This window comes from Dehalogenimonas alkenigignens, assembly GCF_001466665.1.
Classification (GTDB): domain Bacteria; phylum Chloroflexota; class Dehalococcoidia; order Dehalococcoidales; family Dehalococcoidaceae; genus Dehalogenimonas; species Dehalogenimonas alkenigignens.
Window position 1 is genome coordinate 1,194,712 of record NZ_KQ758903.1, and the last position, 14,045, is coordinate 1,208,756.

Sequence of the window (14,045 nt, forward strand, 5' to 3'; positions counted from 1 at the left end):
TCAAGACTCCCGCCTTCTTTAGTACCGGATGAATTACCCCACGATACAGCGGGGGAGGTCTTTCAAGGCTTCTCTGACCAGAGATTCCGGGTATTCGTAGTCAGTGAGTTTGCCGGAAAGATAAGCATCGTAGGCGGCCATGTCGAAGTGGCCGTGGCCGGAATGGTTGAACAGGATAACCTTCTTTTCGCCCGTTTCGCGGCATTTTAACGCTTCATCGATCGCGGCACGAATGGCGTGGTTGGTCTCCGGAGCGGAGATGAAACCCTCGGTTCGAGCGAATTGAAGACCGGCTTCGAAGGTGGGCAGTTGGTTGACAGCCTTGGCTTCGATCAGTCCAAGCTTGTAAAGGTGGCTGACGATAGGCGCCATGCCGTGGTAGCGCAAGCCGCCGGCATGAACCGGGGGCGGCATAAATTTATGACCCAGAGTATACATCTTGGCGATCGGTGCGATGCCGGCAACATCGCCGTAGTCAAACTCGTAAAGCCCTTTTGTCAGGCTGGGGCAGGAAGACGGCTCCACCGCCACGATACGGGTCTTTTTGCCGGCGGTAAGGTTCTGGTGAACGAAGGGCAGGGCCATGCCGCCAAAGTTGGAGCCGCCGCCAACGCAGCCGATCACCACATCCGGATACTCTCCGGCGTGCTCCATTTGCTTGATGGCTTCCAACCCGATAACCGTCTGGTGCATCAACACGTGATTTAGCACGCTGCCCAGGGAATAATGGGTATCAGGCTTGGGCGCGGCATCTTCGACGGCTTCGGAAATGGCCAGTCCGAGGCTGCCCGGGTTGTTGGGGTCCGCCTCCAGGGCGGCGCGGCCCGAATTGGTATCCATGCTGGGACTGGGTACGCATTTTGCCCCCCAGGTCTCCATCATCATGCGCCGGTAGGGTTTTTGCTGATAGCTGACCTTGACCATGTAGACTTTAAGATCCAGGCCAAACTGGCTGCAGGCAAAGGCTAATGAAGACCCCCATTGGCCGGCGCCAGTCTCGGTGGTCAGGCGCTTGATGCCCTCTTTTTTATTGTAAAAAGCCTGGGGCACCGCGGTGTTCGGCTTATGCGAGCCAGCCGGCGAAGATCCTTCATATTTATAGAAGATCTTAGCCGGTGTCTGCAGCGCTTTTTCCAGGCGGCGGGCCCTGAACAGGGTAGTCGGCCGCCACGAGCGGTAGATATCAATCACCTCTCCGGGCACGTCGATATAACGCTCCCTGGAGACTTCCTGCATGATCAATTCCATAGGGAATAAGGGCGCCAGGTCAGGGGGGGTCAACGGCTGTTTGGTGCCCGGGTGGAGCACCGGCGGCAGCGGTACCGGAAGGTCGGCCTGGATATTGTACCAGGCGGTAGGCATCTCTTTTTCAGCGAGCAGATATTTGACCCGATCCATCGTTATTAACTCCTTTCAAATATATCCCGGGGGATTACTAAGATTTGCGCTTTCCCTCAAAACATGGCGGCACCTCGTCAGTGAAAATAAAAAACCCTCTGCCTTATTCAAGGGGCAGAGGGCTCTGCGGTGCCACCCTTATTAATCTGAAGTCACCAAGACTTAAGATCATCTCGTTGGGGGGTACGTCCCGGAACTCGGGATGATACCCTGGGATGATAACGCTTCCCAAGCGGCCGCGCCTACTCGTCATAAACTTTAGGGCGGCGGCTCCCGGGCCCATTCAAGCCCCGCTCAGGCACCGGTTTTCAGCTTTCCCGGCTCTCTGTGGTCTGGCAGGAGGATTTACTATTCCCGTTCACGGCCTTTGGCTATTCGATTGACCGAACTATATTCCAAATACCCCGTCTTGTCAAGACAACCGGTATTAATACTTTGGTCTTAAGTTGGCAGGCGGGTGGGTTTTTGATAGACTTCAATGCGAATCCATCATCGAGGAACTGCATGAACTTAGTCGATTTCATCGCCGAGGCCGCCCGGCGTCACGGCCAGCGCACCGCTTTTAAGCTGGGCGACCGGCAGCTTTCATTTGAAAATCTGGACAAATTATCCAACGGTCTGGCCAGGAATCTGGTCAACTTGGGGATTAAGCCCGGTGACCGAGTCGCCTTGCTGCTTGAGAACAGCCCGGATTTTCCCATCTGCTACTTCGGCATCGCCAAAGCCGGGGCTATCGCCATCCCGCTGGATACAAAATACAAGATACTGGAGATTAAGGCAGTCTTCGATCATTGCCGGCCCGCGGCCCTTATCGCCGAGACGGCCATTTTGAAGACGCTTGGCGGCGAGTTTGCCCGCTTTGACTGCCTGAAAAGTATCATCGGTATGGGCTGTACCGAGGGGCTGGTTTGCATACCATACTCTTCGCTTAGCGAAAGCTCAGATGCGCCTCCGGAAGTCGCCATGTATTCTGAACTGGCTCACATCGCCTATACCTCCGGCCCGACGCTGAGGCCGCACGGCGCCGAGATCACCCAGGAGCACCTGATCGAAGCAGCCGCCGGGTCAGCAGCCGGATTCGCTCAGACGGAGGCTGACACCGTCATCCTGTTCGCCCTGCCGCTGCACCATACCATCGGTATCGCCGTGATCATGATGACCTCTCTTTGGGCCGGCAGCCGGGTGGTGATTGTCAACGGCGTATCTATGGACGCGGCGCTGTGCGCTATCGAAAAAGAAAGGGCGACCATGTTCCACGGCGTCCCTTTCATCCACGCTATGATGGTCAATCACCTGAAAACCAACGGGTTAAAGTTCAATCTTTCGACGCTGCGATTTTGCGGCAGCGCCGGCGCGCCGATACCGGTCAACGTCATCACTGATTTCGAAGAGCTGACCGGCAAGAACCTTGTGCAATACTACGGCCTGACCGAGTCTACCAGCCACGTTACCTGCCAGGAGGTTACCGGCTCCGGGCGTAGCGGCGGTGTCGGCAGAGCCATACCTGGTTTTTCCATCCGGGTTGTCAGGGATGACGGCAGCGACGCTGGCATCGGCGAACCAGGCGAGGTCATCATCAAAGGTCCGATAATGAAGGCTTACCACCAGCTGCCGGAATTGACCGGCGGCTATATCCGTTCCGGCTGGCTTTATACCGACGACATCGGTGTCATTGACAGGAACGGCGAGCTTTTTATCAAGGGCATCAAAAAGCCGATGCTTATCACCAAGGGGCAGAACATATACTTCTCCGATATTTCTGACCTGCTTGTCACCCATCCCTCAATCGCCGAAGCCGCCGCGGTCGGCATTCCCGATCCTGACGGAATGCGCGGCGAAGTTGTACTGGCTGTGGTGAAGCTAAAAGACGGTGCCGATATGACCGAGCAGGAAGTCAAGAAGTACTGCCTGGAAAAACTGGCCAACTATAAGTGTCCCAAAAAAGTGCTGTTCGTCGCTGAGATTCCACGGAAGCCGGGTGGTGATTTGGACGCTTTTGGGCTGCTCGACTAGACTTTAAGATACGAGAAACATACACCAGACAGTCTCCAGCGCAATAGCCAAATCGCATCCTTTGGTTGTGGCTTCGTGGGGTATAATAGCCTGGTGAAAGCCGACGAGTTACTGGCCTGCGACGTGTCACGGCTGCGGCAGGCGGTTTTCAAACAGCTGCCGCAGAACGTAGAACGACCAGCCTTCATCATGCTGGTTGGATTGCCCGGCTCGGGCAAGAGCTTCTTTGCATGTAAACTTACCGAGCGCATCCCTGCGGTCGTCCTTGAAAGTGATTTCCTGCGCAAGTTGTTGGTACGGCGGCCGGTTTACTCCAAATCAGAAAGTTACCGCCTGTTCCGCGCCATCCACGTAATAGCGCGTGAACTGCTTCTGGGAAAATATAATGTTGTTCTCGATGCCACCAGTCTGTCCGAGGACTCGCGTCAGCCGCTATACTCCATCGCCGCGGCTACCGGGGCAGAGGCCATCGTCGTTTATCTGAGCACGCCTCGGGAGACCGCCAAAACCAGGTTGATTGATAGAATATCACGGCGCGACGGCTACTCCGATGCCGACTGGGCGGTGTACCAGAGGCTTGAAGCCGGTTATGAGCCGATCAGAGAACCTCATTATGAAGTCAATAACGCTATGGACATTTCCGCTGTTATTGATAGAATAATGGCGCAAACGAGAGGGAATAGTTGAAGGAGTCTAATGGACATCAAACTTATCACCGGAGACATAAACAAAATCAAGGCTGACGCCGTAATTGTCAGCATATTCGAAGATGCCGAAGGCAGCGAACTCGAAAAAGACCTGGACAAAGCCCTCGCCGGGGCAGTGGCCGAGTTACGGAAAAAGAAAGAGATCAGGGGCAAGGCCTCGGAACTCACTGTCATCCATTCGCTGGGCAAGATCAACGCGGCCAAAGCCGCGATCCTCGGTCTGGGTAAGAAAAAAGAACTGGACGCCGCCCGGCTGCGGTCGGCGGTCGCCGACGCCTGCCGGGGGCTGCAGCGCAAGAATAATGTCGAGTTAGCTTTGGCGCTGCCAGAGACCAGCCTCAGCGTTAGCGACATCGGCCGGGTGACGGCTGAAGCGGCTTACCTTGGCAGCTACAGCTACCGCCGGCACCTGACCAAAGAAGCTGAATACGGCGATATCAAGTCTCTCGTTGTCCTTTTCGAGACGAAACTCGACAAAGATGAATTCGACAGGGGCGCTCGTAAAGGCGAGATTACCGCCCAGGCCATCAGGCTGGCCCGGGACATGGCTAACGAACCTTCAAATCACATGGCGCCGGAGGATATGGCGGACATCGCCGAGAAAGTCGGCCGGGAATCCGGCGTCAAGGTAGAGGTTCTTGACAGGAAGGACATGGAGAAACTGGGCATGGGCGGTTTGCTTGGGGTATCCCAGGCATCGTTCGAGAAGCATCCCCCCAAACTCATCATCATGCGGTATAAAGGCGGCGACGGCGAGAGTTGGGATTTAGCCCTGGTCGGCAAAGGGCTCACCTTCGATACCGGCGGCATCTCCATCAAGCCGGCTGATAAAATGGAAGACATGAAGTTTGACATGAGCGGCGGAGCGGCTGCCATCGCCGCCATGAGCGCTATCGGCAAGCTGAAACTGAAGATCAACGTCATAGCCGCGGTACCGGCTACGGAGAACATGCCCGGCGGCGGCGCTTATAAACCGGGCGATGTCCTCAAGATGTTTACCGGCAAAACAGTGGAGGTAATCAGCACCGACGCTGAGGGGCGTCTCATCCTGGCTGACGCCCTGGGCTACCTCGTCAAGGAAGCCAAACCCAGGGCTATCATCGATATGGCGACGCTCACCGGCGCCTGCGTCATCGCCCTGGGCGGCATCACCACCGCGGCCATCACTAACAACCAGCCCTTATGCGACAAGGTGATCAGGGCGGGCTCGGTTGCGGGCGAACGGATCTGGCAACTGCCGGCCTACGACGAGTACAAAGAACAATATAAGAGCGACTACGCGGACATCAAAAACGTCGGCGGCCGACCGGCTGGCACAATCACCGCCGGCCTGTTCCTCGGGGAATTTGTCGGCGAAACGCCCTGGGTGCATCTGGACATTGCCGGCACGGCTTATGGCGAGAGAGAGAAAGGACACCTGACCAAGGGCGGCAGCGGGGTGCCGGTGGCGACGCTTGTCAGCCTGGCGGAGATGCTGGCGGGAGAGTAGAAGTCCTAGTCCTAAAGTCCGACTCGCCTTGACATGGTTTTAATCGTTATGATAATCTAACCCATCATGTTCCAAGGCAGGTTCGGCCATACATTCTCCTTTACCCGGCGCACTAGGGTGCGCTTGGGTAGGTCGAATACAAACTAGAAACTTAGAAGGCGAAAATTAAGACCACCTCCCAAGCGGGGGTGGTTCTTATTTATGGGGGTTTTCCGTATTTGGAGCCGCAGACCATACCGGGCCTCATAAAACGCAATGCGGAACAATGGCCGGATAAGGCGGCCATGTGCTACAAGAACCTTGGCGTGTGGCACCGATATACCTGGTCGGACTACTTCAACAAGGTCAAGCATTTTTCGTTAGGTTTAATAAAGTTAGGTCTTAAACCCGGCGACATCGTTGCCATCATCGGCGATAACGAGCCTGAGTGGTTCTGGGGGGAATTCGCGGTCCAGGCTGCCGGGGCAATCCCAACCGGCATTTTTGTCGATGCGGTTCCCGATGAAGTGAAGTTCGTGGTGAACCATTCAGGAGCGCGGTTTGCCCTTGCCAACGACCAGGAGCAGGCTGATAAGTTCTTAGAGATTCGGGACGCCGCGCCGCAGCTGAAAAAAGTCATCTACTGGGATCCCAAGGGCTTGAAGAACTATGACGACCCGCTGCTCACCGGATTCCGTGAAGTCGTCGAAATGGGTATGGAGTTTGAAAAAGAACACCCGGGCTTGTTCGAGGAAAACCTGGGAAAAATAAAACCCGCCGACACCGCCTTCATCTACTATACCTCCGGCACCACCGGTACCCAAAAAGCCGCCATACTGACTCACAAAGCTCTTATCGCCACCGCCTCCGGCTTTGTCACCCGCTACCCGCTCGATCAAAAAAGCGACCTGATATCCAACTTCCCGGCTGCCTGGGTCGGCGACAGTTTTTTCGCCACTGTTCCGCATATCCTCTCCGGCGCTCGTCTAAATTTCCCGGAGGAGCCGGAAACCATCGCTTCGGATACTCGGGAGATAGGGCCGCACTTTGCTATTTATGGACCGCGGCAGTGGGAAGGGATTGTCTCCGATATCCAGGTCAAGATGATGGACGCCCACCCGTTCAAACGATTGGCTTACAAAGCATTGCTGCCGGTAGGCTACAGAATGGCTGAGGCCAGGTTGTCCGGCGTAGAGCCTTCTGCGTTCTGGAAAGCGCTCGGGAAAGCGTCTGACGGCGTGATGTTCCGGCCGCTGAAGGATAGATTAGGTCTCTCGCGCGTCCGCTGGGCGGTCACCGGTTCATCCGTGCTGGCGCTTGATACTTTCAAGCTAATTCACGCCATCGGCATTGAACTGAGGCAGAACTATGCGTCTACCGAGGCAGGCTTTATCTCCTCCCACGGTCAGGGTGACATCGCCTTCGAGAGCGTCGGCCGGCCGGCCCTTAATACCGAAGTGCGGCTGACCGGTGAAGGTGAACTATACGTCCGGTCTGACTGCATGTTCTCCGGGTATTACAAAGACGAGGCCAAAACCAAAGAAAGTTTCGCCCCGGGCGGCTGGTTCCGCACCGGAGATGCGGTTAATATCAACGAGGCCGGTCACATCGTTTTCCTGGATCGATTGAAGGACATGGGAGAACTGAGGAGCGGGGTGAAATTTGCCCCGCAATATATCGAAGGCCGCTTGAGGTTTTCGCCGTATATTAAAGACGCCATGGTCCTGGGTGACAAAGAAAAAGATTTTGCCGCGGCCATCATCAACATCGATTTCGCTATGGTTTCCAAATGGGCGCAAAATCACCATCTGAACTTCACGACCTATGTCGACCTATCGCAGAGGAAAGAAATCGCGGATCTCGTGAATAAGGACATAGCCAGGGTCAACAGTTTTCTGCCGGAACACTCACGGGTAAGGAAGTTCGTAATACTGCACAAAGAATTCGACCCCGATGAAGCGGAGCTTACCCGCACCCGGAAACTCAGACGCGGAGCCATGTACCAGCGCTACGCCGACCTTATCGAGGCGATGTACGCCGAGAACAAAGAGGTCAAGGTGGAGGCGCCGGTGACCTACCGTGATGGGCGTAAGGGCGTAGTGACTACTTCGATAAAGGTGAGGTCACTCTAATGGCTGACCTGATGCAGTTTGTCCTTACCGGCATCACGGTGGGCCTGGTGTACTCGCTGATTGCCCTGGGCTTCACCTTCATCTGGAAATCCTCGTCTGTGGCCAACCTCGCCCTCGGGCAGATGGTGTTGCTCTTTTCCTGGATCGCCTATGGCACTATGGAGCAGGCTGGACTGCCGTTCTGGGCCGGACTGCCGGTGACCATCGCCGCCGCGGCCGGATTGGGCTGGGTACTCGAGCGCGTCGTGCTGCGACCGTTAATCGGTCAACCCATACTCTCACTCATCACCGTTACTCTTGGAGTAGCCTTCCTGTTTGAAGGCCTGGTCGCCATGTTCTGGCCTATTTCCACCGCCGCAATGCCGGACTTCATCCCGGACGAGCCGGTACAGATACTTGGAGCGGTTGTCTCCCAGGAATACCTCTGGGCGGCCGGCATCGCCCTGGTACTTTTCATACTGGTCAGCATCTTCTTCCGCTATCACAAGATGGGCGTGGCTATGCGCGCCACCGCCGACGACCAGATGGCGGTCTGGGCTTGCGGCATTCCGGTGACCAAAATATTCTCCGTTTCCTGGATGTTCGCCGGAGCGCTGGCGGCTATCGGCGGCGTACTGATGAGTTCCATCGGCGGCATTACTCACGGCCTCGTCGAAACCGGGCTTAAGTCGTTTTCGGTGGTCATCCTCGGAGGGCTGGACTCTTTCCTCGGGGCTATCGTCGCCGGTCCAATAATCGGACTGGCGGAAAACCTGGGCGGCGGCTATTTGACCGAATTGACCTGGTCAGGCGTTAAAGATGTCATCCCGTTTATCATTATCGTCATCGTACTCTTCATCAAGCCTTATGGTTTGTTCGGTCAGGAACGCATCGAGAGGATATGAGGTTTTGTCAATCGTTTTGAAACGGCGGGATGTAATATGAGCGGCGGGCTGCCCTGCGGGACTCGGAACTTCAGCTATGCCGCCGATATGGCCATTTTCCGGACCAAGACCCATTGGGCCCTGCTGATTATCGGCCTCATAGTGCTGTTTACCGCGCCGTTGTACCTGTCAGTCTATTGGCTGGGCGTGGTCAATCTCATCGGCATCACCATCATCGCCGCCACCGGCCTCAACCTCCTCACCGGTTATTGCGGCCAGCTCTCGGTCGGTCACGCCGGCTTCATCGCCGTGGGCGCCTTCACCTCAGCGGTGCTGACCTCCCGCCTGGAACTGCCTTTTCTGGTCGCCCTGCCTGCCGCGGGGCTGCTGGCAGGCGGCATCGGTATAATTTTCGGCGTCGCTTCTCTGAGGGTCAAGGGTTTTTATCTGGCGATTTCGACCATCGCCGCCCAGATCATCATCATCTGGGTGATAAATCACCTAAGTATCACCGGCGGTTTCCTGGGCATGAGTGTGCCGCGTGCTGAAATCTTCGGAATCACTTTCCGGTCGCCGCAAAGCCTGTTTTTCCTGATCATGATTGCTGTTGTTATAGTAATCTTTTTCGCCAAGAACCTGGCGAGGACGCGCATTGGCCGGGCTTTCGTGGCAGTGCGGGACAATGATCTGGCCGCTGAAGTCATGGGTATCAACCTCTTCCGCTATAAACTTATCGCCTTTTTCATAGGCTGCTTTTTGGCCGGTATCGCCGGCTCGCTGACCGCTCACTGGATTGGATTTGTGTCAACTGAGCATTTCTCAATCACCGACTCCATTTTGTATGTAGGCATGATTATTATCGGCGGGGCCGGGACAACACTCGGCCCGATACTGGGTGCCGTTGCCATTCGCTTGCTTCAGCAGGGCGTTACTTATATTTCCACGCCTTTAGCCGGAATCGACTGGTTGCCGCCCGGCTTCACTGCAGGTTTGGCGCCTTTTACCTTCGGCCTGGTTATCGTGCTTTTCCTGGTACTTGAACCGCGGGGATTGGCCCATCGCTGGAATCTCTTCAAAGCCTCCTACCGGCTGTGGCCTTTTTCATACTGACGGTAGGGGAGGATAGGTATATGTGAGGCGTAAAAAGCGGTATTCGGGGAAAATATACGGAGGGATGAGATGAAAGGAAACAGTTTAGCGCGTAAACTCTCGGTCATTTTACTTACGGTTATTGTAGCCGGCCTGCCGGTACTGACGGCCGGTTGCGACGACAACGGCGGCGGTCAAACAACCGCGCCTACCAGTACTGTCAAACAGCCGCTGAAGATCGGCATCATGTACCCCCAAACGGGCGTAGCGGCGGCCAAAGGGCAGCCCATGGCCGCCGGCGTTCTGGATGCCATCAAATATATCAACGAGGAAAAGGGCGGGGTTCTCGGGCACCAGATTGAAGTCATCTCCCGCGATAACGGTTATGACGCGGCTAAGGCAACCACCATAATCAACGAATTCATTTCCAGCAAGGCCTTGCTGTTCACCACCCAGGCCTCGGCAATGATGTCGGTGGTGATGGGCATTGCCAACGAAGCGAGTCTGCCCGGTTTCACTGTCTTCTCAGCCCCGTCGATCACGCAACCGGCCAAACACATTTACGCCCAGATGCCGGACTACGGGGACGGCTGGGCGATCTTTGCGGACTACTACATGAAGAACGTTTGGAAGGGCACCGGAAAGCCCAAAATGGCGCTGATGCTCCTTAATAATTCTACCGGGTATGGCGCCAAAGACGCCGCCGATAAACTGGCGGCCACCATGGGTATCGAAATAGTAGCCGTCGAGGAGCATACTTCGACCACAGCCAACGAAATTGAGGCCCTCACCCGCATCGCCGCCAAGAACCCGGATGTGATCTTCATCTCCAGCACGCCGCAGCCCACTTCTATAATTGTCAAAGGTATCCGCGACATCCAGGCGACCGGAAAATTTGCCGGATTAACCATCGGCTGCGGCCACGCTTCCTATACCAGTCAGCTCGTCGACCTGGCCGGCGCGGCCAAAGTCGAGGGCGTCTACGGCGTCTTCCCCACCGTGAGCTGGGGCGAGAACGTTGCCGGCATGGCCAAGATGACAGAGTATGTCAACAAATATCATCCGGACTTCAAAAACAACATGGACTATATTACCGCCTGGGCTGAGGGGCTTTTGATCGCCAAAATCCTGGAAACGGCCATTCAGAATACCCCCGGCGGGGCGGCCAACCTGACTCCGGCCAATGTGGAGAAGTACGGTTTCCAGATGCTAAACTACGACGTTGAGGGGTTGCACGGCCCGGTTAAATACACTCCCGGCGACAACCGCCTCTCCAAAGGCATGCGTGTTTTCCAGGTCAAGAGCGGCGTCATCACCGCTATCTCCAACTGGATTAATGCCGCCTACATCGACTACGGGTTAAAGTAAGATTTACATCGGCGGTGGGGGCGAAAGTCCCCACCGCCGAAAGGCAGCAATGCTCAAGCTCAACAATATCGAGGTCGCTTACCTCAACGTCATCCGTGTGCTGCACGGGGTGTCACTCTCGGTGCCTGACGGGCAAATCGTCACTTTGCTCGGCGCCAACGGCGCCGGTAAGACGACGACCCTGAAGGCTATCTCCGGCTTGCTGCACGTGGAAGAAGGCGATGTCACCGACGGCAACATTGAATGGAACGGCGAGCGCATTGACAGGAAAAACGCCGAATATATCGGGCGGCTGGGCATCGTCCAGGCGCTGGAAGGCCGCCGTGTTTTTGAGCACCTTACCGCTGAGGAGAATTTGCTTGTGGGCGCCTTCCACCGCAAGGACCGCAAAGAAGTTAAAAACGATCTGGAGATGGTCTACAATTACTTCTCGCGTCTCCGCAACCTGCGCAACAACACCGCCGGCTACCTCTCAGGCGGCGAGCAGCAGATGGTGGTTATCGGCCGGGCGATGATGGCGCGCCCCAAGCTCATGATGCTGGACGAACCTTCTTTGGGCCTGGCGCCTCTAATGGTGGACGAGATATATTCCATCATCCGCCGGTTCAATGAAGAACAGCAGACATCGGTGCTCCTTGTCGAGCAGAACGTCCGCATCGCCCTGTCCATCGCCCATTACGGGTATGTCATGGAAAACGGGCGGGTGGTGCTGGACGGCACTGCGGACTTTCTTAAAAACAACGAGGATGTTAAAGAGTTCTATATGGGCCTGTCGGCGGTGGGCAAGCGTAAGAGCTACCGCGACGTCAAACACTATAAGCGGCGCAAGCGCTGGCTGTAAATTAGAAAAACAAGAATGACAGTAACAAAAACAGACCTGCATTACGATAAATTAGAATCAATGACCGCGTCCGAAAGGCAGGCGTATCTCGATGCCCGGCTGGTCAAGGCCGTGGCTCGCGCCTACCGGGGGGCGCCCGGAGCTCGGGAGATGTTGAACCAGGCCGGGGTTAAGCCGTCGCAAATCAAAACCGCGGCTGACCTGGAAAAACTGCCGATCACCCGCAAGACCGATCTCATTGAAAAACAAAAACAAAATCCGCCGTACGGCGGCTACTACATCGGTCAGCTCGAAGAGATCGAGCGCGTCTTTATCTCACCGGGTCCCGTTTACGAACCGCTTCATTCCTCGCGTATCAAGTGGTTCGCCAGGAGCTTTTGGGCGGCTGGCTTTCGCCGGGGCGACGTGGCTATCAATACCTTCACCTACCACCTGTCACCCGCGGGTACCCTTTTCGGCGAGGCACTGCGGCACTGCGGCGCCACCGTAGTCGTAGCCGGCGCCGGCAATACCGAGATCCACTTGAGGACGATGAAAGACCTCGGCGTGACCGGATTCGTCGGCACCCCCAGCTACTTGATGGGCTTGATCAATAAAATCGAAGAAACCGGCGGAAATTTCAGGAAGGACTTCAAAGTCAATAAAGCCTGGTTTACCGGCGAGATGCTGTCGCCTTCAGTGCGCCGAATTCTGGAACAAGACTATTGCGTGGATACTCGCCAGGCTTACGCCGTAACCGAACCCGGAGGGGCGCTGGCATATGAATGCTCTCAGAAATCAGGGCTGCACTTAATGGACGACTATCTGATCGAGATAGTCGATCCGGCCACCGGTAAACAAATGCTCCCGGGTGATGTGGGCGAAGTGGTGGTGACACCTTTACATAATCCGCACTGGGGCCTCCTGCGTTTTGGTACAGGAGATCTGTCGCGACTGGTCACGGATAAATGCGCCTGCGGGCGTACGGCGCCCAAACTGGCCGGTTTGCTGGGGCGCACCGGCGAGGCGGTCAAGGTACGCGGCATGTTCATCGTGCCCAAGCAGGTAGAAGCTGCTTTGGCGGCCGTCGACCACGCCGGGAAATTCCAGATTATCGTCCGGCGCGAAAGCAATCGAGATCTAATGACCCTCAGGTTAGAACTTAAACCTGGCACCATCGATTCCAACGAACTGCGCCAGCGCATCGGGCAGGCTTTCCAAAACGCCTGCGTTGTGAAGCTGGATCATTTGGAATTGGCCCCAGCAGGGTCCATTCCAACGGACGCTAAAACCGTTGTGGATGAACGGAAGTGGGATTAGAATGACCGGACCTGCCGAACAGACTGCAGTGGAAACTGAAAAAGCGATTGAAAAACCGGTTATAGTAAGCCTGAAAAACCTGACACTGTCCTTCGGCGGCATCACCGCGTTGAAGGACGTTTCGGTAGACATCCGGGCTAATGAAATACTGGCCATTATCGGCCCTAACGGCGCCGGCAAGACCTGTCTCCTGAACTGTCTCAACGGCTTTTACAAGCCCCAAAAGGGGCAGATACTATTCGAAGGCAAGAACATCACCCGCATCCGGCCGGACAGGGCGGCGCAGATGGGGTTGGCCCGAACTTTTCAGAACATCGAACTGTTCTCCGGGCTGACCACGCTGGAAAACGCCATGGCCGCCCGCCACGTCTTCATGAAGCAGAATTTACTGACCGGGGGGATATACTTCGGCCCGGCTCACGTTGAAGAGATCCGCCACCGGCGCATTGTCGAGGATATCATTGATTTCCTGGAAATCGAGGCCGTCCGCCATCATGTGGTAGCCACACTGCCGTACGGCATGAGGAAGCGCATCGAACTCGCCCGCGCCCTGGCCTTGGAACCAAAGGTGTTGCTGCTGGACGAACCTATGGCTGGCATGAATACCGAAGAAAAAGAGGACATCGCCCGTTTTATTGTCGACATCTTCGAGGGGCAGGGCGAGACTTATCCCGACACCCCGGTCCTCCGCGACGGCGTGCGCGCCATCGTCCTGATCGAGCACGACATGGGCGTGGTCATGGATTTGGCTGACCGCATCGTGGTGCTGGATTTTGGGCGCAAGATCGCTGAGGGAACGCCTGAAGAAATCCGGAACAATCCGCAGGTGATCTCGGCTTATCTGGGTGAGAGCGCTACAAGATAGAT

11 protein-coding genes and 1 other annotated feature are annotated in these 14,045 nt (G+C 56.0%); of the genes, 10 read left to right on the forward strand and 1 reads right to left on the reverse strand.

Annotation, left to right across the window (positions count from 1 at the left end):
- Positions 1-33: 33 nt before the first annotated feature.
- Positions 34-1,398 carry a TrpB-like pyridoxal phosphate-dependent enzyme gene (locus DEALK_RS06300; RefSeq protein ID WP_058439425.1) on the reverse strand — a complete coding sequence of 455 codons (1,365 nt, stop codon included), beginning with the start codon at positions 1,396-1,398 and terminating at the stop codon, positions 34-36.
- Positions 1,399-1,505: 107 nt separating this feature from the next.
- Positions 1,506-1,769: a binding site (T-box leader), on the reverse strand.
- Positions 1,770-1,902: 133 nt separating this feature from the next.
- Between DEALK_RS06300 and DEALK_RS06305 the strand changes: the two genes are divergently transcribed.
- From DEALK_RS06305 to DEALK_RS06350, 10 genes are all read left to right on the forward strand, one after another.
- The gene (locus tag DEALK_RS06305; protein ID WP_058439426.1) at positions 1,903-3,411 is read left to right on the forward strand and encodes a class I adenylate-forming enzyme family protein; all 1,509 of its coding nucleotides are present in this window, start codon (positions 1,903-1,905) and stop codon (positions 3,409-3,411) included.
- A 75-nt stretch (positions 3,412-3,486) separates the two neighbouring features.
- The gene (locus DEALK_RS06310) at positions 3,487-4,098 is read left to right on the forward strand and encodes a P-loop nucleotide/nucleoside kinase family protein (protein ID WP_133240196.1); all 612 of its coding nucleotides are present in this window, start codon (positions 3,487-3,489) and stop codon (positions 4,096-4,098) included.
- A gap of 9 nt (positions 4,099-4,107) precedes the next feature.
- On the forward strand, positions 4,108-5,607 hold the full coding sequence (locus DEALK_RS06315; RefSeq protein ID WP_058439428.1) for a leucyl aminopeptidase: 1,500 nt from the start codon (positions 4,108-4,110) through the stop codon (positions 5,605-5,607).
- A gap of 188 nt (positions 5,608-5,795) precedes the next feature.
- Entirely contained in the window at positions 5,796-7,718 is a 1,923-nt protein-coding gene (locus DEALK_RS06320) for an AMP-binding protein (protein ID WP_275477472.1), read from the forward strand.
- The gene (locus DEALK_RS06325) at positions 7,718-8,602 is read left to right on the forward strand and encodes a branched-chain amino acid ABC transporter permease (protein ID WP_058439429.1); all 885 of its coding nucleotides are present in this window, start codon (positions 7,718-7,720) and stop codon (positions 8,600-8,602) included. The genes DEALK_RS06320 and DEALK_RS06325 overlap by 1 nt, the downstream gene beginning before the upstream one ends.
- Positions 8,603-8,638: 36 nt before the next feature.
- Entirely contained in the window at positions 8,639-9,691 is a 1,053-nt protein-coding gene (locus DEALK_RS06330; protein ID WP_058439430.1) for a branched-chain amino acid ABC transporter permease, read from the forward strand.
- 69 nt (positions 9,692-9,760) lie between these two features.
- On the forward strand, positions 9,761-11,038 hold the full coding sequence (locus DEALK_RS06335; RefSeq protein ID WP_058439431.1) for an ABC transporter substrate-binding protein: 1,278 nt from the start codon (positions 9,761-9,763) through the stop codon (positions 11,036-11,038).
- A 49-nt stretch (positions 11,039-11,087) separates the two neighbouring features.
- On the forward strand, positions 11,088-11,879 hold the full coding sequence (locus DEALK_RS06340; RefSeq protein WP_058439432.1) for an ABC transporter ATP-binding protein: 792 nt from the start codon (positions 11,088-11,090) through the stop codon (positions 11,877-11,879).
- A gap of 15 nt (positions 11,880-11,894) precedes the next feature.
- Positions 11,895-13,178 (forward strand): phenylacetate--CoA ligase family protein, encoded by a 1,284-nt coding sequence (locus tag DEALK_RS06345; protein ID WP_058439433.1) that lies wholly within the window; start codon positions 11,895-11,897, stop codon positions 13,176-13,178.
- Between the two features lies 1 nt (position 13,179).
- On the forward strand, positions 13,180-14,043 hold the full coding sequence (locus tag DEALK_RS06350; protein WP_083496381.1) for an ABC transporter ATP-binding protein: 864 nt from the start codon (positions 13,180-13,182) through the stop codon (positions 14,041-14,043).
- The last annotated feature ends 2 nt before the right edge of the window (positions 14,044-14,045 follow it).